The sequence below is a fragment of the Dyella choica genome, from assembly GCF_003977665.1.
Classification (GTDB): Bacteria; Pseudomonadota; Gammaproteobacteria; order Xanthomonadales; family Rhodanobacteraceae; genus Dyella_B; species Dyella_B choica.
Window position 1 is genome coordinate 1 of record NZ_RYYV01000007.1, and the last position, 21783, is coordinate 21783.

The 21783-nt window shown below is 62.3% G+C and carries 15 protein-coding genes; 8 read left to right on the top strand and 7 right to left on the bottom strand.

Annotated features, from left to right (window positions below; genetic code table 11):
• Positions 1 to 319 precede the first annotated feature (319 nt).
• Positions 320 to 1900: an HDOD domain-containing protein gene (locus tag EKH80_RS10780; protein WP_126684773.1), complete on the bottom strand. Its 1581-nt coding sequence runs from the start codon at positions 1898 to 1900 to the stop codon at positions 320 to 322.
• A 1193-nt stretch (positions 1901 to 3093) separates the two neighbouring features.
• Here EKH80_RS10780 and EKH80_RS10790 point away from each other — a divergent pair.
• Positions 3094 to 3720: a dihydrofolate reductase family protein gene (locus EKH80_RS10790; protein WP_126684775.1), complete on the top strand. Its 627-nt coding sequence runs from the start codon at positions 3094 to 3096 to the stop codon at positions 3718 to 3720.
• Positions 3721 to 3951: 231 nt separating this feature from the next.
• Here EKH80_RS10790 and EKH80_RS10795 read toward each other — a convergent pair whose 3' ends face one another.
• The gene (locus tag EKH80_RS10795; protein ID WP_126684776.1) at positions 3952 to 4824 is read right to left on the bottom strand and encodes an ATP-grasp domain-containing protein; all 873 of its coding nucleotides are present in this window, start codon (positions 4822 to 4824) and stop codon (positions 3952 to 3954) included.
• Between the two features lie 360 nt (positions 4825 to 5184).
• Between EKH80_RS10795 and EKH80_RS10800 the strand changes: the two genes are divergently transcribed.
• The 3 genes from EKH80_RS10800 (at position 5185) to EKH80_RS10810 (ending at position 9306) form a co-directional block, all read left to right on the top strand.
• A complete protein-coding gene (locus EKH80_RS10800; RefSeq protein ID WP_126684777.1) occupies positions 5185 to 6465 on the top strand; it encodes a glycoside hydrolase in 1281 nt (426 codons plus the stop codon).
• Between the two features lie 442 nt (positions 6466 to 6907).
• Positions 6908 to 8167: an MFS transporter gene (locus EKH80_RS10805; protein WP_126684778.1), complete on the top strand. Its 1260-nt coding sequence runs from the start codon at positions 6908 to 6910 to the stop codon at positions 8165 to 8167.
• The gene (locus EKH80_RS10810) at positions 8164 to 9306 is read left to right on the top strand and encodes a cysteine desulfurase family protein (RefSeq protein WP_126684779.1); all 1143 of its coding nucleotides are present in this window, start codon (positions 8164 to 8166) and stop codon (positions 9304 to 9306) included. Before EKH80_RS10805 ends, EKH80_RS10810 begins: the two co-directional genes overlap by 4 nt.
• A gap of 76 nt (positions 9307 to 9382) precedes the next feature.
• On the opposite strand, the gene EKH80_RS10815 is transcribed toward EKH80_RS10810, so the two are convergent.
• Entirely contained in the window at positions 9383 to 10459 is a 1077-nt protein-coding gene (locus tag EKH80_RS10815; protein WP_126684780.1) for an MBL fold metallo-hydrolase, read from the bottom strand.
• A gap of 98 nt (positions 10460 to 10557) precedes the next feature.
• On the opposite strand from EKH80_RS10815, the gene EKH80_RS10820 reads away from it, so the two are divergent.
• The gene (locus EKH80_RS10820) at positions 10558 to 11178 is read left to right on the top strand and encodes a TetR/AcrR family transcriptional regulator (RefSeq protein ID WP_126684781.1); all 621 of its coding nucleotides are present in this window, start codon (positions 10558 to 10560) and stop codon (positions 11176 to 11178) included.
• 106 nt (positions 11179 to 11284) lie between these two features.
• Here the strand turns inward: EKH80_RS10820 and EKH80_RS10825 are convergent, their stop codons facing one another.
• The 4 genes from EKH80_RS10825 to EKH80_RS10840 all read right to left on the bottom strand — a co-directional run bounded on the left by EKH80_RS10825 (position 11285) and on the right by EKH80_RS10840 (position 15409).
• Entirely contained in the window at positions 11285 to 11950 is a 666-nt protein-coding gene (locus EKH80_RS10825; protein WP_126684782.1) for a CPBP family intramembrane glutamic endopeptidase, read from the bottom strand.
• 1 nt (position 11951) lies between these two features.
• Positions 11952 to 12557: a TetR/AcrR family transcriptional regulator gene (locus EKH80_RS10830; protein ID WP_126684783.1), complete on the bottom strand. Its 606-nt coding sequence runs from the start codon at positions 12555 to 12557 to the stop codon at positions 11952 to 11954.
• 571 nt (positions 12558 to 13128) lie between these two features.
• Complete coding sequence (locus EKH80_RS10835) at positions 13129 to 14427, bottom strand: sensor domain-containing diguanylate cyclase (protein ID WP_329955481.1); 1299 nt, start codon at positions 14425 to 14427, stop codon at positions 13129 to 13131.
• A gap of 316 nt (positions 14428 to 14743) precedes the next feature.
• Positions 14744 to 15409: a response regulator gene (locus EKH80_RS10840; RefSeq protein WP_126684785.1), complete on the bottom strand. Its 666-nt coding sequence runs from the start codon at positions 15407 to 15409 to the stop codon at positions 14744 to 14746.
• Positions 15410 to 15573: 164 nt separating this feature from the next.
• Here EKH80_RS10840 and EKH80_RS10845 point away from each other — a divergent pair, with 164 nt between their 5' ends.
• The 3 genes from EKH80_RS10845 (at position 15574) to EKH80_RS10855 (ending at position 21589) form a co-directional block, all read left to right on the top strand.
• The gene (locus tag EKH80_RS10845) at positions 15574 to 18426 is read left to right on the top strand and encodes an ATP-binding protein (protein ID WP_158628814.1); all 2853 of its coding nucleotides are present in this window, start codon (positions 15574 to 15576) and stop codon (positions 18424 to 18426) included.
• A 169-nt stretch (positions 18427 to 18595) separates the two neighbouring features.
• A complete protein-coding gene (locus EKH80_RS10850) occupies positions 18596 to 20242 on the top strand; it encodes a FecR family protein (protein ID WP_126684787.1) in 1647 nt (548 codons plus the stop codon).
• A 198-nt stretch (positions 20243 to 20440) separates the two neighbouring features.
• Complete coding sequence (locus EKH80_RS10855) at positions 20441 to 21589, top strand: CHASE2 domain-containing protein (RefSeq protein WP_158628815.1); 1149 nt, start codon at positions 20441 to 20443, stop codon at positions 21587 to 21589.
• The last annotated feature ends 194 nt before the right edge of the window (positions 21590 to 21783 follow it).

A 21783-nucleotide genomic window follows, 5' to 3' on the forward strand; every position in this document is an offset into this window, starting at 1 on the left:
CGGCATGGCGGCACCTCCGCTTGAGGGATGCCGCCATGCTCGCCCTACCTCTGCTCACCTACTGAGACTCGACGCTAATCAAGCTGCTTGCAGGGGAGGGCTAGGGTGGGGTTGCACGAGCTTGCTGCAGTGCTTGAGCTCACCGCGAGGTTGCTTCACCCCACCCCGGCCCTCCCCTACTACACGTAGGGGAGGGAGCAGATACACGCCAGCTGAGACACAGCGCTAATCAGCTGCAAGCAGGGAAGGGAGCTGCATGCCGCATAGCTGAGATTCGACGCTAATCAAGCGAGCGCAGAGCCCCTCCCCGACGATCCGATCAGAGGCGACCGGAAGCGGCGCCGTGTTTGAATGCCAGGACGACCTGGCTGCGCAGGGTACGCAGCGAACCGAGTTGCTCCGGGCTAAGTTTGATCGCACCCCGCTCCGAATCGGCATACAGCATGCCTATCGCTGTGCCCTTGATGGGAATCGGCAGCAGCAGGAAGCTCTTCGTGTTGACGCCCTGGCGAAACCACTCGGGAATCCGGCGAGCGATATGGTCAGCGTTGGCATCCTCGATCACGATGTCCACGCTCTTCTCCAGCGCGACGTGGAACACATCGGGCGCGAACGCCAAAGGGAACTCGCACAGCGGAATGAGGCGTTCCATTTCAGCGCCGAACCCAAAACGCGCGCGCATCGTGTTGAGCCGTGCGTCGCGGATGTAGATCATCGTGCGGCTGAATCCAAATCCGCGGTGCATCGTCTCCAGCACCATCCGCAAGACATCGTTGAGGGCGAAATCCGACGTCAATGCCTCGGTTACGTCGCGGATGCCGGCCGAGATGATGTGTTGCGCACCGGCGCTTGCCTCATTTGCATTCTCAAGCGCATCCAACGCCGCCACGTCCCGCATCAGTGGGTCGGCGGCAACAGCCAGGTCCGTCTGCGCGGACGTTGCTTCGTCTACCGCGCCTCCGGTCCAGACGCGCACCGCGTGCAACGCTGAACTACCTGCTATGGGAAGGCTGACGGTTGTCGAACAATCAGCGACTTCCTTTAGCGCCTGATCTACCGCCGCGACGAGGTCTTTGGTGTCCAACTTGATCGCGGCGCCGTAGCGCTTACGCAACGCCTCCAACGCTGCCGCCTTATCCTCTTGCGAGCTGCGCAGCGCGGTCACGTACAAATCATTGGCCAGGTTGGCCGCCAACCTCAGGTTCTCGGCATCGCTGGTTGGCGCACTCATGCCGTCCGCAGTGATGCGCTGCATGCCTTCCACCAGTCGGTCCGGGAAATTCCAATGCCGCGCGACGCCGACGCCCAGGTTGCGGTAGGAGATCCCAAGCACCTGCTCCGCTGCCTGCTCCTCAAGCAGGCCTTGCTCCACCAGGGAGCGTACCTTGCGGCTCTCTTCGTACAGGAAGAACGTTACCAGAAGCTTGCCGAGGTTCTGGCACATGGTGCAGATGACCGCTTCCTCGGCATTGGGCATCCCCAGTTGTGCACAAAGTGCCTTGGACAATACCCCAGCGAAGAAAGCGCCGACGAGCTCATCCTGTACCGATCTCTCCTGCGGACGACCCTTGGAGAACTCGAGCATCATTAGCGTCATCGTGGCGTTACGCACCGCTTCGCAGCCGAGTATCAGCACCGCCCTGGAAATCGTCCGAATGCGGCCGTGGAATTGGCCATACACTGCGGAGTTGACCAGCTGCAGCAACTTGGTGGTGAGGGACACGTCACGCAGGATCACTTGCGTGATCTGCTGTGCGCTGGAATCGGAGGAAACGACGCGATTGACGTCGCTGATGGTGGTGGAAAGTGTCGGGAAACCCGAGGAATCGCTTAGCCGGCGAAGTACGGCCTCCAACGGCTTCAGGGTTTCTCTCTCTTTGACCGCCAAGGTGCTCGCCATGTTGCCTTCAATCACGCATCTGCCGCATTCGAATGAGGGGCTGGCGCGCGCAGGACCACGACCGAGCCGACCCTAAGCGTTACATCGGCCAACGGCGGCCAATCTTTAGAATGAAGATCGTTGCCTGCCTGGAATCAGAGGGGGCCACGCCGAATAGCCGCGCTGGTCCTGGGGCCAACGGGACTCGCTTTTGACCGAACCACGGACACGCTACATGTCGCGTCCACCGCCGACAATGAGATCTTTGCGATACCCAATGCGGGTGTGCGCAGCACGAAGGTAAATCGAGGCAATCCTGTTTTCGCAAATTCCCATCTGCGCCCTCCTTGCGCTGGTCTTTGCACCGAATGGGTAGTCGCTTAACGCCGGAGACGGCGCTCCATCGATCTTCAATCGCGCACGCGAACTACGCGCGCGCGGCAAAATCGGCGGTAAGCAAAGGTATGCGCGGGAGCATGGCGAGATAACGATCGTAGGCGCGACCCGGATCGCATACCAGCGTCTCGTGACGGAGCCCAAGCTTTTTTGCAAGGCGGGCAGTTGATCTGAACGTTCAAGCGATCGGTGGTTCCGGCCGCCTGCGCCACGCTCGTTGCGCCACCGGCGCTCTCGTTTGTGTGGGAATCTCTCATCGCTCGAAATCCACAGCCGTTTCCTGGTTGCATTGCCGGCATTCGGGGTTGCTGGTACTCCGATGTTCAGGGGTGCTTTGCATGAAGAGGCGATTGGGAGAAAACCCGTTATGCTGCCGTGCGCATACAGAGGTGTGTCATTTCGCGGTCCTGATTTGGCCGGGCCTCCTCTTCCCACTAAGCAGCGTAAAGAGGATGACCCAAAGGCCTCCGCGGGCTTCTTATTGCCGGTAGCCGTCTACAAAAGCTTTCCCGCATCACTCTACTTCGCCCGGGGCGTAATCAACGTTGAGCCTGTTCCTCTCCATCTGCCAAGCAGCCAATGGCCCTCGTTGATGTTCTCCAGACAGATACCCTGCCTCCGAGGCACTCGCCAGGGATAGTCGGTTGCGCTAACGGGTAGATTTTCCGGACGATGGGTCGAATTCGTCTCCGGCCGCTCGTCGTGACAGGGAAGGCCCGGAACAACCCGTTCATGCTGCTTTGAGTTCAGCGAACGCGAGTTGTCGGAGTCGGTTGATCCGGCCTGTCCTTGGGTCGGAACCGTGCGAGGAGAAGGCGATGAGAGAGTTGATCCTGACCATGTCCATGTCGCTCGACGGCTTTGTCAGCGGCCCCGGCGGCGACGTCCAATGGATCTTCAGCGGTGACCAGGAGGCCATCGCCTGGAAGGTGGAGAACTTGTGGAGGGCCGGCCTGATCATCATGGGCAGCCGCTCCTTTCTGGAGATGGCCCCCTTTTGGCCAACTTCCACCCTGGTGTTCGCGCCGCCGATGAACCAGATTCCCAAGGCAGTCTTTTCAAAACAGGGGCCGGCGATCCTGCAGGCGACCATCAAGGGACTCAGGGACGCCCAGGCGCAGGCCGGCGACACGCCAACCGGGCGGCTTCAACCTGGCGCGGAAAGTTGGGCGGAGGCCTACGTGGCCAGCGGCGACCTGGCCGACGAAATCGCCAAGCTCAAGGCTGAGGACGGCAAGCCGATCATGGCCCTCGGCGGCGGCGCCTTCGCGCGTAGCCTCATCGCCCAGAACCTGGTCGATGAGTACGCCCTGATGGTCCATCCGATCGCGTTGGGCAAAGGCCTGCCGATTTTCTCCGACCTGCCCGCACCGAGGCCGCTCAAGCTGGTCAGTTCGAAGGCCTTTCCGCTCGGATCGGTGTCGCAGATCTATCGGCCGGCCTGACCGCGCGCGTGAAGGCGTACGCTCGGCCGCTGATGGGGGATGGCTGAATTCGAGGCGGTACAGGCACCTGGGACCAAGGAAATCCGCGACCGTCTCCGCGCAAAGCTCAGCGACGCCTTAGCCCGATCGAAAGGTACCGATTCGCGATGGATGCAGGAGGAGCTCTTGGCGAGCCCCTCTCTGGTTGGCATGTCGGCAATCGAGTGCGCTCAAGCGGTGCCGATGGCGAAACTAAGCGGCCAATCTTGCGCGCAAGTGGCCCGCAAATCGTTCCGATGCGGCCGGCTGGGCTCCAAGGTGCAGCAAGGGCTCGATCATCTCCAGTTCCATCAGCAGGAAGTCACCCTGGGAGATCACGCCGTCTACCCGTGCGTAGGCAATGTCTGTGTGGCCGATCGCCGCCGCGGCAGAAAGCGCCTTTTTCGCACGTGCGATAAGCGTTGCATCAGCATCGACCGCTTGGGCGGTACCACCAAACTCGCCCTGCACACGGTAGTCGCCCGCCGCCGGACGCTTGATCACGGCGTGACTGTATTCGCCTTCGAAAAACAGCAAGGACCATTCACCCTCGCTTACGACCTCGGTCAGGTAGGGCTGTACCAGGTATTCGAATTCCGGCGGCAGTTGCGCGATGGCCTGCTCAAATACCGCATCACCGATCACGCCGCGCACCGTATGCCAGGCTGTGCCGCTGATGGTCGGCTTGACCACGACCTCCTGCCCGGGCATCGCGGCCAGCGTTTGCCGTAGATCTTTCGCCGGCACGATTTTCGTGGGAATGATTTCGACACCCTGCTCCGCCAGCTCGAGCAGATAGCGCTTGTCGCTATTCCAGCGCAGCAGTCCTTTAGGGTTGATCGTCGGAATGGGCAGCCCGTCCAGCCATTGGCGAAAGGCCGCGTAATGCTTGAAATAATCCCAGGTCGAACGCATCAGTACCGCGTCATATTGCGACCAATCCACCTCAGGGTCATTCCAGACGCAGGCAGTGGTCTGGATACCGAGACCTCGAAGCGAGGCCGCCAGATGGACATCATCGGGATGGATGCCTGGAACAATCGTGGATGTAGCGACAGCGAGACGATGCGTAATGGGAACGGACATGGCAAAACCTCCAGAGGTGGAGGGCGCCCTTGTCTGATAGATCGGAATCGAGCGTGGCGGATCGCATCCGTCGCAGCACCCCTCGGTTCCGACTGCGCGGCAAGCAGGTTGCGCGCAACGGGTAGGCATTGAATGGACAATGCACGACTAGTTTCACCGACTCAACGCCGCCCCGTCAATGTTCGGTTACCGCACAAGCAGACTGCTCCATCGGCATGATCCACCATGGCAGCGTCACTAGATCCTAAGTTGCCATGCGCTTTGTCGAAGACTCTCTTAGACTTCGATAAGGACCGATCGGGAGGCGATGTGATGCAACGTTCAGGGCTGCTGATTCTTCTTTGCACGGCTTTGACCCTTATGATCGCAAGCCACGTGGCGTCGGCCGAGCCTGCCCAGACCGCACGCATCACCCTTGGCCATTCAACCGTTCCCTTGAACGGACCATGGCGATTCCATGTGGGTGACGATGCTCGTTGGTCCTCAGCGGATTTCGACGATAGCTCGTGGGAAACCGTCGATCTCACTCCCGCGCCGGGTGCGCATGACGGCGATGTCGGATTGCCGGGCTATGTATCGGGGTGGAGCCAACGTGGCCATGCGCGATATACCGGCTACGCGTGGTATCGCATCAAAGTCAGCGTCGATGGCGACAAGGACACTTCGCTTGCCTTGGCGGGACCGACCTTGGTCGACTCGACCTATCAGCTTTACGTCAACGGACAACTGCTGGGCGGCCCGGGTGTGTTCTCGGGTGCGGCGCCAACGGTGTTCGGTGTGCGGCCGAGCGTATTTCCACTGCCTCCGTCATCTTCGGCAGGCGTGCAAACCTACCTTATTGCGTTTCGCGTATGGATGGATCCCCTTGATGCGGCCGAGGACAGTGGCGGCATCCATGTCGCGCCAACCATCGGCGATGCAAACGGCATCGACCAGTTGCATCAGGTGCAATGGCTACAGGCATTCAAGGGTTACGTCGTGGATGCCATCGAGCCATTGGCCTTTGCCCTGCTTGCGCTGACAGTCTTTGCCTTGATCGCGTGGCGAACTGCCGATAGCTATCGCTGGCTGGTCACAGCGCTGCTTCTGCTTGCGCTACTGCGCGTCAATCAGGTGCTGTTTTACTGGACGCATTGGCTAAATCTGCACTGCTATGACATCGCGACGGCCGTGATCCTCAAACCCCTCAACCTGGCGGCATGGACGTTGGCCTGGCGAGACTGGTTTCGCTTGAAGGGAAATCCGTGGCTTCGCTACGTGATCAGCATGCTTACCGTGGTTTACCTGGTGTTCGCGCTAATCGGCCGTCCGTGGTTCATGCCGGAAGCGAACCACGGGCTGAAGCTGGTCGCCGATTTCTTGGTCGAAGGCGCTCGTCTAGCCTTTGCCGCGCTCTATCTAGGGATCATTGGGCTAAGCGTGATCCGCTCGACGAAGCCGTCCGGCTACCTGGCCGCACTCTGCGCCATCCTGGTCGGTATTGGTCTGTTTGCAACGGAGCTCAGTGCCCTGGGCATTCCGGGAATCTGGTTTCCTTATGGCACGGGAGTGGCAAGAGGCCAGTATGCGTACGCCCTGTTCATCCCGCTTTTGTTCTTGCTGATAGGGATGCGGTCAGTGGGCTATGCGCGAAGAAAGTAGGCTCGCATTGGGATGTCCAGCGGGTTCCTGGCCGGGGTCGCTGGTGCTCCGCCCCAAGTTACGTTTTATTAATATACCCGTTGGTATAGTTATCCCATGTCGAGAGACATCAGTCCCACCGCTTGGCAGGGCCTCCCCTCCCGCACCAAGCAACGTAAAGATGGATGACCCGAAGCCCGCAGGTTCCCCTTGCGGGCTTTTTATTGCCCCACCCTCAAAGAAGAGGTCAACGGCTGAAGGTTTCCCCATGTTCTTGGCCGCGAACCTGGCCAAAGCGCAGGGAAAACCCCAGACTTGCCCCCTTTATGGCCTCGAGACACCGCCATGATCTTTCGCCAGTCTCTACAGCAAGATCCGATCGGCAAGATCGGCAGCTACCCAACGTGCCGCCGCCCGATGCAGCCCCTTTGCGTAGCGTGAACGCGGGGCGGGCAGCCTGACCATGGCCGGCACCCCCATCGTCGCGACTCCGGCCGAGCCCGCCGTTCGGCTCGGGCTGCGGGAAAACTGGCGGCAGTTTTCACTGCTCGTGCTCATCAACGCGTTCGTCGGGGGCATGGTCGGCATCGAACGGACCGTGGTTCCGCTGATCGGCGCCGAAGCGTTTCACATCGCCTCCGCGGCGCTGGTGACCTCCTTCATCGTCAGCTTCGGCGTCGTCAAAGCCTGTGCGAATCTTGTGTCCGGCCACCTGGCGGATAGCTGGGGCCGCAAGCGCGTGCTGGTCATCGGCTGGCTGATCGGACTGCCGGTCCCCTTCATCATCATCGGGGCGCCGAGCTTTGCCTACATCGTTGCTGCCAACGCCCTGCTGGGGCTGAGCCAAGGCTTCGCATGGTCGATGACGGTGATCATGAAGGTGGATCTCGCGGGGCCGAAGGGGCGGGGCCTTGCGGTGGGCCTGAATGAGTTCGCCGGGTATTTCGCCGTTGGCGCCACGGCGTTTCTCACCGGATACCTCGCCAGCAGGTACGGGTTGAGGCCTGTACCGATCTACCTCGGCGTGGGCTACGCCATCGCGGGAACGAGCTTGTCGATGCTGGTTATCCGCGACACGCGCACGCATGTCCGCACGGAAGTGGCGAACGTGGCGGCACCTGCGTCGCCCATGAATTTCAGGCAGGTCTTTGCACTCACGACTTTTCGCAACCGCAGCCTGTTTGCCGCCTCGCAGGCGGGATTGGTGAACAACCTCAATGACGGCATGAGTTGGGGCATCTTTCCGTTGTTCTTCGCCTCGCTGGGCCTGGGCGTGCAACGCATCGGCGTGCTCAAGGCCGTCTATCCCGTGGTCTGGGGCATTCTGCAGGTCGTCACCGGCCCGTTGAGCGACCGCTGGGGGCGCAAGGGATTGATCGTGGCTGGCATGTGGGTGCAAGCACTGGGTCTACTCGTCACCGCGGCTTCAACGCACTTCATGGCATGGATGCTCGGCAGTGCGCTACTTGGCGTCGGCACGGCGATGGTTTATCCGAGCCTGATCGCTGCCGTGTCGGATGCATCCCATCCCAGCTGGCGTGCACGATCCCTCAGTGTGTATCGCTTCTGGCGTGACCTGGGCTATGCCATCGGCGCGCTGTCAGCCGGCCTCATCGCGGATCGCTTTGGCTATGCGGCGGCCATCCTGGCCATTGCCGCCTTGACCTTCCTTTCCGGAGTCGTCGTCGCGGTCGCGATGGCAGAACGTGTCCAAACACCATGAGCCCCAAGCCGATCTATCTGGACTACAACGCAACAACGCCGCTGCTGCCGGAAGTCGTCGAGGCCATGCTGCCGTATCTGACGACGCATTTCGGCAATCCGTCGAGCGCGCACATCTATGGGCAGGAACCCAAAAGGGCCGTCGCCCACGCACGCGAGTGCGTTGCGGAACTGATCGGCTGCGACGCCGACGAAATCCTGTTCACCTCTGGCGGCACCGAGGCAAACAACCTGGCGATACATGGCGTGGCCGAGGCACGGGTGGACCGGCCTTGCATCGTGACCACGGTGATCGAGCACCCGGCAACCGCACAGCCATGCAACGCGCTTCAGGCGTGCGGCCGACGCATCGTGCTGATCGGTGTCGATGCCGATGGCCGCGCGGATGTCGAAAGCGCACGCCGAGAGATCGGTTCAGACGTCGCATTGGTTACGCTCATGCACTCGAACAATGAAACGGGTGTATTGCAGCCGGTCAACGAATTTGCGCGTCTTGCGCGTGCGGCCGGCGCATTCATCCATACCGACGCGGCCCAATCGCTCGGCAAAGTGCCGGTACGAGTACACGAACTCGACGTCGATCTGTTGTCAATCGCAGGGCACAAGCTCTATGCCCCCAAAGGCATCGGCGCCCTGTATGTTCGGCGCGGCACGCCGCTGGCGCCATGGACAAGGGGAGCAAACCAGGAGCGCGGCCTCAGGCCCGGCACGGAAAACGTCGCTTCGATCGTCGCCTTGGGCGCTGCATGTGCAGCCGTAGCCCGTGACCTCGCCGAGGCCGCCGCGCGCATGCGCTCGTTGCGCGACAGGCTGGAACAACGGCTTGCTGCTTCGATTCCAGGCCTGGCGCTCAACGGCCATCGCGAACTGCGGCTGCCGAACACCCTGAATGTACGGTTTCCGCACTGCACGGGAAGCGCCGTGCTGACCGCCGCTGACACGGTTGCTGCATCCACGGGATCGGCATGTCATTCCGGTGAGGTCACAGCACCAGCCGTCATCCTGGCCATGGGCGTACCGCAAGTCGAAGCGCTCGGGTCGGTACGCCTGTCACTGGGGCGTGGAACAACTCAGTCCGACATCGATGCTGCCGCCGATGCGCTCATCGCTGCCTGGCACTGCGCGTCTGGCGAAGCGTAGGCTGGGATGGCAATCCCAGTATCGGGATGCCGAATGCAAAGCTGGGATTGTCATCCCAGCCTACGCGATTTGGCGTTCATTTCAGGGAAAGCGCGCTTTCCCAACGGGCAGCTGACGCCACTTCGATTTCACGCCACCAGCGTTCGCCAGCATGCGGTGAAGCAAGATCGAGGCGCTCGCCCATCCGCGGTGTCGCCAGTGGAATGTCGTTTTCATGGGCCAGCGTGGCGATGCGTTCGAAAGGCTCCTCCCAGCGGTGCATCGCCAGGTCAAAGGTACCGTTGTGCACCGGCATGAGCCAGCGCCCACGCAGATCCTTGTGCGCCTGCAGTGTCTGTTCCGGCTGCATGTGCACGTACGGCCATTGCTCATCGTAGGCACCGGTTTCCATCAGCGTGACATCGAAAGGTCCGAGCCGCTCGCCGATGGTTTTGAAACCTTCGAAGTAGCCAGTGTCTCCGCTGAAGAACACGCGTAGTTCGTCATCGAAGATTGCCCACGACGCCCATAGCGTGCTGTTGCCATCGAACGGCGTGCGTCCCGAGAAATGCTGGGCCGGCGCGGCAGTCATACGCAGGCCATCGATCTCGATACTCTGCCACCAGTCGAGCTGATGCACCTTGGCGGGGTCGACGCCCCATTCGATCAGGCGGTCGCCGACACCAAGCGGAGTCAGGAAGACGTCGGTCGTGGCAGCCAGCTGTTCGATGCTCCAGCGGTCCAGATGATCGTAGTGATCGTGCGAGAGGATGACGCCACGCAGCGGGGGCAGGTCCTGCAGCGCGATTGGCGGCTGGTGAAAGCGCTTGGGCCCCATCCATGTGAAGGGCGAAGCACGCTTGGAAAACACCGGATCGGTGAGCCAGTAGGCGCCACGCAATTTGACCAGCATGGTGGAGTGGCCAAGCCGATAGAGGCTGCGATCAGGCGCCGCCTCAAGCTGTGCGCGGGTCAGGGCACGCAGCGGTATCGAACCGCCCGGATGAGTCCCCGCCGGCTTCTTGAACAGCATGTTCCAGGTGATGCGCAGCATCTTGGCCATCCCTTCGGATGGCTTCGGCACCGGGTTCTGGAAGCGGGTTCCACGACGCTGCGGCGAAGACCCGTAGGGGTCCGTCTTGGCTTGAAACAGGGCGGCAAGGCGCGAACGCATGGCGGAATCCTGTAGATCGGGAGGGGGATGAGTAATTACACTACACAGTGTAGTTTATCCTCTGAACAAAGTAAACTCCCCGGTCTAAAATACCTCCTATGGCCAGACACTCCCCCACCGCCCCTCGTCTTACCGACCGCAAACGCGGCGCCATCATCGAGGCCGCCATTGATGAATTTCGCGTGGCCGGTTACGAAACCACCAGCATGGACCGCATTGCCGCCCGGGCCGGAGTATCCAAGCGCACTGTCTACAATCATTTCCCCAGCAAGGAAGTCTTGTTCGCACAGATCCTGCGCCATTTGTGGGATGCGATTGCCGGAAGCGACACAGTCGTTTTTCACGCCGATCGCCCGCTGCGTGATCAGTTGCTGGAGCTGCTTGCGCAGAAATTCCGACTGCTCAACGACGAAGCGTTTGTATCGCTCGCACGCGTTGCGATCGCCGCCGGCATCCATTCGCCCGAGCGTGCGCTGGACATGGTCGCGCGCATGAACGAGCGCGAAGAGGGGCTGACCGTCTGGATCCGTGCCGCTGCCGCGGCGGGCCGGTTGAAAACCGAAGATCCGCTTTTTGCTTCCCATCAATTGGAAGGTCTGATCAAGGGATTTGCGTTCTGGCCGCAGATCACCCTGGCTCAGGCACCGCTGGACGCCGCCACGCAGAAGAAAGTGGCCGAGTCGGCCGTGGACATGTTTCTGGCTTACTACGCCTGCTAGCGCCATTGAGCCAATCGCGTAGGCTGGGATGACAATCCCAGCACCAGGATGCCGTGTGGAAAGCTGGGATTTTCATCCCAGCCTACGCACTGACTTGGGTCCACGCTCAGCCCAACAGAAACGCGGCCCCGTCGACGATGAAGTGCGCCAACATGCTCATCCAAAGGTTGCGCCGCCATAGGTAGAACACGGTAAGAATCGCTCCGGCGGACCCAGCCACCAGCAAGTGGTGCCAGCCCCAGTAGCCCACGTGATCCAGCGTGAACACCGCGCAAGTGAGCGTACCCGCAATCAGGCGGCTGCCGGTCAGCTCCTGCAGGCGTTCGGTAGCATAGCCACGGAACAGTAATTCCTCCGATACCGCAGCGCGGACCACGATCAGGCACTGCAGCCAGTAGGGGATGGTTGCCACCTGGGCGAGCTGCTGGTTTTCGCTCCAGTGCAAGGCCGGAAAGACGACGTAGTAGATCAGTGCAAGACAGGCGAGGATCAGCACCCCGACGAAGCATGCCAACGGCCACTCTTTCCAGTTCGGCCGCCTGAACCCGACCGACGCCAGCGGCCTTCGCTCCACCTTCACCACATACAGCAACAGCGCGGCGACCAGCCCCCAATACACCAGCTCATTGCCGATCAGATGACCGAGTCCGGCAAACTCGTGGTCCCAGACGCCGAAGGGCAGGCTGATCCCTCCCAGCGCGAGCAGCAGCCCGCCCAACGTCCGCCCTATGGATCGGCCGCGCGCTGGCGCGACGGCAATCGATACGCTCATGTCATGTTCCCTGTTTGCGTGTGGATGCGTGGCGCGGCTTGCTGGTGGTGTTCGCACGATGGAGGCGCGCCTGCTCCACCAATTCGATGTAACGGTCGAGCGCGGCGGTGGTGCGCTGGCAGTCGCCGGTCGCCACCATTTCCAGAAACAGGCCGTCGAACACGGCGATCGTCAGGCTGGCCATGGCCGTATCGCGGTCGTCGTCCGGCATGAAGCGCTTGGCCAGTTCAAGCCAGCCGAGCGAATTGCCCTGCAGAAACGTGCCATAGGTTTCCGGCTGGCGAACCGCCATCATCTGCAGTTCGTAGAACAGCTTCATGTAGGCAAAATTCTCCGCCGCGATGGCCCAGTCCCAAAACCAGCGCAAGGGCTTTGCTGCCGCCGCCATCTTCGCGTCCGCCAAGGCTTGCAGGGAGCTGCGCAGGTGCGCATGCATGGCATCCATGGCCGCGGCCAGCAGGCCTTCCTTGGAACCGAAGTGGTAGATCAGCAGGCGGGCGCTGGTCCCTAGCGCAGCGGCCAATGGGCGCAGCGACAGCTCCGGCAGGCCGTGTTCCAGCAGGTAGTCGATCAGCGCTGCGGTGAGTTCTTCTTTGCGGGTTTGCATGTAACGAACGTTACATGTAACGTTCGTTACACGTCAAGCGGCTTTCCGACCGTCGTTTCCCGGCCATTCCAAACTACCTTGCGCAAGCTCATTGCTGTCCCGGGGGAATCGAGCACTTGATTGCGCAGTCGCATAGAACCTCGCCGTCATTCCGGCGCAGGCCGGTACGCGGGGAAAGCACATGGACGTGCTTGGCTTTGAGGAGCGAGGAATCCAGTCAAACCTGCGAAGTGAATTTCACCTGTCCCTATCCTTGTTGCCGCGCCTACTCCGCTATAACCGTCTCTGTTGACATCGTATGAGTAACCAAACGTGACAGGGGTGCCTAGCGCTGAAAAGCCCCCTCGACATGCTACGCCACGGATTTCCACGACATTACCAGCGGCAAGTCCGGCAGTTTTTCCACCGTGCTCGGTTATGACCTGGTAACTGGATGGGGCAGCCCGAAGGCGGGGTTGATTACTACGCTGTCGAATTTGCCGTAACACAGAGTTGAGTATCGTAATCGTAGGCTGGGATGATAATCCCAGCCTTGCACGCGGCATCCCGATGCTGGGATTGCCATCCCAGCCTACGCGTCCAACTCTCCGGTCGACATGCCGTAGACGGTGTTGCGGCCGGACAGCTTGGCCGTGTAGAGCGCGCGGTCAGCGGATTGCAAGAGCCTGTCGCGGATTTCTTCCATGCCTTGCGCATGCGGCACGCTGTCCAGGCTGGCCGCGCCGATGCTGAGTGTGAGTTTGCCGTAACGGCTTTGCGCGTGTGGCAGGTCTAGTGCTCTGATCGCATGCAGGATCGCGCCGGATATTTTCAACGCGCCTAGCGCATCCGTCCCAGGCAGGATGGCAATGAATTCCTCGCCGCCATAGCGGCCGACTACGTCGCCGTAGCGTTGCAGGGTTTTGCTCAACTGAGCGGCAACGATGCGCAAGCAGTCATCGCCGCGCAGATGTCCGTAATGGTCGTTGTACTTCTTGAAGAAATCCACGTCGATCATCAGTACCGACAGCGGGTGTTCGCCACGCATCGTGTGAAGCACTTGGTCCGTCAGCGCTTCGTCCACGTGACGGCGATTGGGCAAGCCGGTAAGGTGATCGTTGTTGGCGTAGTACTCGAGCTTGCGATTGATCTGGGCGAGTTTCTGCTCGACCTGCCTGAGGTCGGTGATATCGGTGAACGCGGCGGTGATGCCGATCACCTGTCCCGTCAGGTTGCGCACGGGGTTGGCCAACATCTGATAGAACCTTTCCTGGTGGACGATTTCCTGTGCCGGCACGTCCTGGCCCGCATCCAGCAGCTTGAGGCTTCGGCGAATGGCGATGCTTGCATTCGGCAGCAGTTCCGCCACCTTGCACCCGACCAGGGTCTCAGCGGCCACGCCGTGGATCGCGGCATAAGCGGCATTGGCCGCCAGGTAGCGGCCATCGCGGCCGATCAGGCACAACGCGCTCGGGGCAGTGTTATAGATGGCCATCATGCGATACATGTTTTCGGCGTGCGCAAGATCCATCACGCCATGCGCAACACCGCGGTAGCCGGAGAATTCGCCTTGTTCGTCCGCAAGCGCCAGCGCGTCGGATTCGAGCGCGACCATGTGACCATCCGCATGCAGGTGGCGGCTGATGGCGCAGGAAAAAGCCTTGGGCCGGGAAGTGAAGAAGCGCTCGGCGCGCGCCGCTTCGGATGGCGTCATGAAAGCGTTCACCGGCTCGCCGAGCACGGCTTCACGCTCGCGGCCCAGCAATCCAAGCAGACCTTCGGCCACCTTGGTGAAACGGTGGCACTGATCGATTTCCCACTGCCATTGGGGATGCGAGTGGATCACCGTGTTGAGCCGCTCAAGCGCCGCTCCCTGCATGTCGATGAACATCGCAGACACCTCGCACCCCCTTCCTGGTGGAACAGAAGATCCCGGCAGGCATAACTCACAGGGGGTAAATGCATGCCTGCCGCCGGCGTAGGCTCGCCGACACACGCCCGTCCATGGGTGCGCGGGAAATTTCGAACGCCATGACCATGGCGTTGCCTGATGGGCGCTAAGCATGCGTTGCAGGGGTGGGGAGCTGTATCGGACGATTCCTAAAATGCCGCTCGCGGGCAATCCCGGTCGAGCGGTGTAGGCTGGGATGACAATCCCAGCATCAGGAACCCCAAGGAAAAGCTGGGATTGTCATCTCAGCCTACGGTCATAGCAGCCCGTAAGTCCGCGCGTACTCGAACAACTGCGTATTGCTGGTAATCCCCAGCTTGCGCATCGCGTCGTTCTTCTGCTGGCTGACCGTCTTCACGCTGCGGTGCAATTGCTCGGCGATCTGGGTCACCGACAGTCCCTGAGAGTACAGGCGCACTACTTCCGCCTCGCGCTGGGATAGCACGACCGGGTCGGCGGCCCCCTCTGGTCGCTCCTGCGCAGACCAGTCGATCACGTGCTCGCGCATGGACTCGCAGATATAGGTGCGCCCGTTCATGACCGCACCGATCGCCAGCTGCAGTTCCTTGGTCATCGCCACCTTGGCGACCAGGCCGTTCACTTCCGCCGCCAGCATGCCGCGGGTAAGGGCTGCGTTGTGCACCATGGTGAGCACGATGATCGGCAGCCGGGGATGCTCGCGGCGCACGCGCCTGAGCAGGGGCAGGCCGTCGCCGGAGCCATCTTCGTAAGGCATCGAAAAATCGGTGATCAGCAGGTCACAAGGCTCGCTCGCAAGCACGGCCAGCAGTTCACCGCCGTTGCTCGCCTCGCCCACCACCTGCATGCCGCTGCGTTCTTTCAGCAGGGCGCGGATGCCAAGCATGACGACGGGGTGGTCGTCGGCAATGACGATCCGGGTTGTCTCGCCATTCGTTGCCATAGCCAGGTGGCGCTCGGATTCCCAATCCGCGGCAGGTTCCGCCGCACTCCTTGGGATTCTACCGAAAGAATGCCTCGCCCCCTCGCCGAAACTTGGGCATCATGCGCCCACAGCCGCTCACAAGGCCGGCTACACAGGGAACCCACTTCTTTCAGCACACCGCCGTGACCCTAGCCTTCTTCCTCAGCGACGCGGCCTCGGGCTGGTTCGATGCCGGCCCGGTTTCCATCGCAGTAGTGGTGCTGGCCGCCTTGCTCAGCCTTACCGCCCTACTCGCCCTGGCGGTACTTCGCATGTTGTTCCTGCAACGGGCGAAGCTTGCGGAAGCCGAACACGCGCTGCAACGGCAAAGCACGCTGATGCAGGCGCAACTGGATGCCGTGCCCTTTCCGGTGCTGGTCAAGGATGTCTCCGGCGCCTACCTGGCGCTCAACAGTGCCTGCGAGCGGCGGCTGGGGATCGAGTCCGCGCACCTGCTCGGGGCTAACAGCCTCGAACTGCCGGAACATCGCTGGCTGGCGCTGCCCGACGGCACCTCTGCAGCGCAACGCCTGCACCAGCTTGGCGCCGACGCAGTACGCGAGCACAAGGTGCAGCGCTGCGAACTGGATTACCTCAGTAGCGACGGACGGCAGCGCACCGGCCTGTTCCTGGAAGCACCCACGCAGGCGCCGGACGGCAGCGTGAACGGCTCGATCGGCATGCTGCTGGACATCACCGAGTACCGCCAGGTCGAACGGAATGCGCGCGCCACCGAACAGAGTCTGCACGACATCACGCAGCGAATTCCGGTGGTGGTGTTCGCCGTGCGCCGTGGCAATGACCGGCAACAGCGGCTGGCTTTCATCGCCGGCAACCTGCAAGCGTTGTTCGGCCTGGCGCCGGGCGACCTGCTGGAAAAGGACGATGTCCTGCGCGATTGGCCGTTCCATGACCGCATCCACCCGGAGGATGCTCCTGCCGTGCGCCGACTGCTACAGCGCGCGACACGCCATCGCGGCACTGTCACGCTGGATTTTCGCGCGTACGGCGCGGAAGGCCTGCGCTGGATCCACCTGGTGATGGGCACGCGCCGGCTGCCCGACCGCCAGGTGGAGTGGATCGGCTACTTCATCGATACCACCAGCATCAACGCCCACAACCAGACTCTGCTTGCTGCGCGTGACGCGGCCGAACGGGCGTCCAAGGCCAAGGCCGACTTCCTCGCCACGATGAGCCATGAGATCCGTACGCCGATGAACGGCGTGATCGGCATGCTCGAACTGCTGGGCCGCACGCCGCTGGACCAGGAACAGCGCGAACTGGTGCACGCCGTGGAGGACTCTGCCGGCGTGTTGCTGCAAGTGCTCAACGATGTGCTGGATTTCTCCAAGCTGGAAGCCGGTAACGTGCGCCTGGACGATGCGCCGTTCGACCTGCGTACGCTGGTCGACAACGTGGTTGGTGTGATGACCGGCCCAGCGCACAACAAAGGGCTGCTCGTCGACGTGGGCGCGGATGCCACGCTCGCCGGCAAGCTGTTGGGCGACAGTGTGCGCATCCGGCAAATCCTGATGAACCTGCTGAACAACGCGGTGAAGTTCACCGAGCACGGCAGCGTTGCGGTGAGTTTGCGCGTGGTCGGCGACGATGGCCACGCGCAACGTGTGCGCATCAGCGTGATCGATACCGGCATCGGCATCGCCGCGGACAAGCAGGCCAATCTGTTCACGCCCTTCTCGCAGGCCGAATCTTGGACCACGCGCCGCTATGGCGGCACTGGGCTGGGCCTGGCAATCTGCCGCCATCTGGTGCAATTGATGGGCGGCAGCGTCGACCTCAGCAGCCGGCTCGGCGAAGGCACCAAGGTGACGCTGGAGCTGCGCCTGACGGTAGCCCAACGCAAGGTGGAGCATTCGCCGGAACTGGCCGGACGGCATGCGATCGTGCGGCTGGCATCGGTCGGTACCGCCAATGCCCTGGCAGCGCACCTTGGCTCGCTGGGTCTGACGGTGGAGCAGATACCTCCCGCACAGCCGATGCGTAGCGGCGTGGCGGCCAATCTATTGTTTATCGACGGCAACGATCAGGAAAGCGCTGCGCTGATCGCCGCCCGGCCGATCCTGGTCGACACCCGCGCAAACGGCATCAGCGGTGATCGCGACGAACGCTTGTGGCTCAACGCCAATCCGCTGAAATGGCAATCCGTGGCGCGCGTTTGTGCCCAAGCGCTGAAACCCCAGGCAGCCGCTCCACGCGGCGCCGCGGCGCCGCCCATTTCGGCGCCGGCCGCCACGAAGCATCGCGCCCGCCGCATCCTGGTTGCGGAAGATCATCCGATCAGCCAGTCGCTGATCCGGCGCCAGCTCGACCTGCTGGGCTGGCACTGCGACGTGGTCGGCGACGGTCGCTCGGCGCTGGCTGCCTTGCGCCAGGACCATTACGCGATGCTGCTCACCGACTGCCAGATGCCGCTGATGAACGGCTACGAGCTGGCGGCGGCGTGGCGTCAGCACGAATCGGCCACGCCACAGTCCACCCGCCTGCCCATCCTCGCCATGACCGCCAACGCGCTCGACGGCGAAATCGAGCGCTGCCACGAAGCAGGCATGGACGACTATCTGAGCAAGCCGGTGCAGTTGCGCCAGCTGGAGGAAAAGCTGCTCGCCTGGGCACCTGAGGCGATCGACACACCCGCTCCGGAAGTCCCGCTGTTCGAAGACATCTTCGCCGAGCCGGGCATGCAGGACCTGCGCGCTGAAATGGTGCGGGCCATGCTCAGGAGCAGCGGTCCGGATCTGCAGAAGCTGGATCTGGCCATTGCGCAAGACGACAGTGCGCAGGCGCAGCTCACGCTGCACCGGATGCTGGGCGCACTGCAGCTTTTTACCAACGGCAGCCTCATGACGGAGGGACGCGAGCTGATGGCGGCACTGGGTGGAGCCGATGCGGATCAAGCCTTGCGGCAGCTGCCGGCTTATCTCGAAAACCTGCGCGGGCTGCTGTCCGGACTGGCGCGACAAACGCAGCTCCACTAGCGCGCCCGTGCCGTCGCTCTTTCCGGCCGCCGGCAGTCTGGTGTCATGCCCCCGCATCCCGCACAATGCGCAAACCATTCGGCAGCCTCGACAACCCCGGGACCCAAGGTTGTCCGCCGCTGCCGGCCTATGACGAAAGGGGGCGCTTTGATGGTTCTCAGGGGGAACGATGCATCCCACCCGTAATAGGTTGTTGCCACGGCTGGCTGCACTGCTGCTGCTTGTTTCACCCATGCTCTGCGCCACGGATTGGACCTATCGCGTCCGGCCGCAGGACAACATCTGGGATCTTTCCGGGCGCTATCTGAAGCCCGACGTACCCTGGCAGAAACTGCAGCAGTACAACAAGGTGGCCGATCCGTATCACCTTCCGCCGGGCATGACGCTGCGCATTCCCATCGCCTGGCTGCGCGTGCAGCCCGCGAACGCTACGGTGGTGGCGGTGATCGGCCACGCACATGTGCAGTGGCCCGGCCAGTCGCAGGCGGAAAACGTTACGCCAGGCATGACGCTTGGGTACGGCGCACATCTGAGCACCGATGCCGACACCAGCCTCACATTGCAGTTCGCCGACAGCTCTCGCCTGCTGATGGAACAAAACAGCGCGCTGGACCTGGACCAGATGAGCGCCTACGGACGTACTGGCATGGTCGATACGCGCCTGCGCCTGCAGCGCGGCCGCGTTACCAACACAGTAACGCCGATGACCGGGGTGGGTGCGCATTTCAGCGTGGAAACACCCGGGACGATTTCCAGCGTGCGGGGCACGCACTTCCGCGTCACCGCCGACGCGGGCCAGTCGCGCACTGAAGTGCTGACCGGGCGAGTGGACGTGGGCGGCGATCACGCGCACGTGCTGGTGCCCAAGGAACACGGCGTGGCCGTGAACGACGGCGCCAAACCTGTCCAGGCGCAAGCCTTGCTGCCCGCACCCACCTTGCATTGCCCCGCCCAGCCGGTAAACAAATTGCCGTTCGTGTTGGATTGGACGACGCTCGACGGCGCCACGCGCTATCGCGTGCAGCTTGCCTCCAGCGACCGATTCGAAGCCTTGCTGCTCGATCACGTCACCAGCTCTGCACAGCTCGACCTGCCCGATATACCGGATGGCGACTACGCCGTGCGCGTACGCGGCGTCGATGGGCAAAAGCTGGAGGGTGAAGATGCCGTGTGCACGCTGCACATGAATGCCCACCCGCAACCGCCGCTGGTGATGGAACCGCTGCCCGGCAGCAAGGTGCGCGACATCCGCCCGCGCTTTCAATGGACGGAAAGCCTGGAGGCCAGTTCCTACGTATGGCAGCTCGCGGGCAACGAACAGTTTGCGCAGCCGTTGGCCAGCGAAACTCAGCTCACCGGCGATCATGCCCGCGCGCCCGGCGAGTTGCCGTACGGCCACTACTATTGGCGCATTGCCACCCGCGACAAGCACGGCAAGCTCGGCCCGTTCACCGACCCGATGCCGTTCGACCTGGTGCCGCAGCCGCCCGCGCCGGAAGTGGGCAAGCCCAAGTCCTCGAAGAACGAGGTGAGCTTCGGCTGGCAGGCGGGCACCTCAGGGCAGCGCTATCACATCCAGCTCGACCGCCATCCCGACTTTGCACACCCGCAGATCGACCAGACGTTGGATCAGCCGCAGCTCAAGATCAAAAAGCCCGGCTCGGGCACCTGGTATGTGCGCGTGCAGACAGTGGATACCGACGGTTATGCCGGGCCGTGGGGAGCGGTGCAGAAGATTCGGCTGGGCGGATGCCTGGCTTGTCGCTTGGGTGCCGTGGCCGCCGGTGGCGGGATAGTGCTGTGGTTGTTGCTGTAGGAGCGATCTTGCGTCGAAGCGGCCGCCCCCATCCTGGTCATGAATTACCCCCTCCCCTACGTGCAGTAGAGGAGGGTTGGGGCGGGGTGAAGTCCCTAAGCTCGCGCCGAGTTCAAGCTCTACGGCAAGCTCATGCAACTCCGCTCCAGCCCTCCCCTGCGCGCAGGGGAGGGAGTGGCATTACGCGGAGGGCATGAAGTGCCTACGCATCCTACCACCACCCTCGCCTGGCTGGTCCGCGGCATGCTCTGGATGGCAGGCGTCGGCCTGCTGGCACTGCTGATCGTCAGCGGTATCACCGTGCCATGGGACAACGCGCTCTACGACCTGCACGCACGCTACTGGCGCTATACGCCGAACGATCACGTCGTCATTATCGCGATCGACCCCAAGAGCCTGGATGAGATCGGCCGCTTCCCCTGGCCGCGCTCGGTGCATGCGCAGCTGATCGACCGCCTCACCGCCGATGGCGCGCGTGGCGTTGGCATGGACGTCACCATGTCTACGCCTTCCAATGATCCGGGCAACGACAAACAGGTCGCCGCCGCCATCCACCGCAACGGAAGAGTAGTGCTGCCGGTATTCGCCGAAGCCGTCGCGCTGGGCGGTCAACTGCAAGAAGCGCTGCCGGTAAGCGACATCGCGCAGAACGTTGCGGCTCTCGGCCAGGTGGACGTCGCCAAGGACAACGACGAGCGAGTGCGCGGCGCCTATCTGAAAGCCGGACTTGGCAGCCCATACTGGCCCTCGCTGGCGCTGGCGTTGCTGCAGCTCGGCCACCACGACGCATCCGACACCACCCTGCCCGGCCTGCACGATCCTGCCCACAACGATGCCTCACCGTATCTGTGGATGCGCGATGACTACGTGCTGCTGCGCTACGCCGGCCCTGATGGCACCTTCGGCCGTCTGTCGTACGTCGACGTGCTCAACGACCGCGTGCCGGTGAACCTGCTCAAGGATCGCTGGGTATTGGTCGGCGCCACCGCCGAAGGCCTGGGCGACATCCTGCAAACACCCGATTCGCCCATGCCGGGGGTGGAATACCAGGCGAATGTGTTGCAATCGCTGGAGCGCGGCATGCTCGTCACGCCGCTCGATTTTCTGCGCCAGTTCGGGCTTGCCGTCGCCTTGCTGGCCGTGCCGCTGTTGCTGTACGGACTTCCCGGCATCGGCCGGAACTGGCTGTTGCTGGTGATCAGCATGGCGCTGGTGCTGACTGCGAGCCTGAGCCTGTTGCGCAGCTATTATCTATGGTGGCCACCGGCAAGCTGCCTGGCGGTTATCGTCATGGAGTTCGTCGCCTGGCAGTTGTTAATGCGCCATCGTAGTGCGGTGCGCGAGTGAAGACGCCGCACTGAGCTTGCTGAATAGACCTACGTAGGCTGGGATGACAATCCCAGCATCGCGCGTGTCACGTGCATGGCAACGCTGGGTTTCGCAACGTAAGCCTGCAGACTGAGGAAAGTTGCGCTCGTTAGCGGCGGGCTATATTTGTCTGACGATTTCTAAACACCTTTTGAACCCGTCCAAGTTCAGAT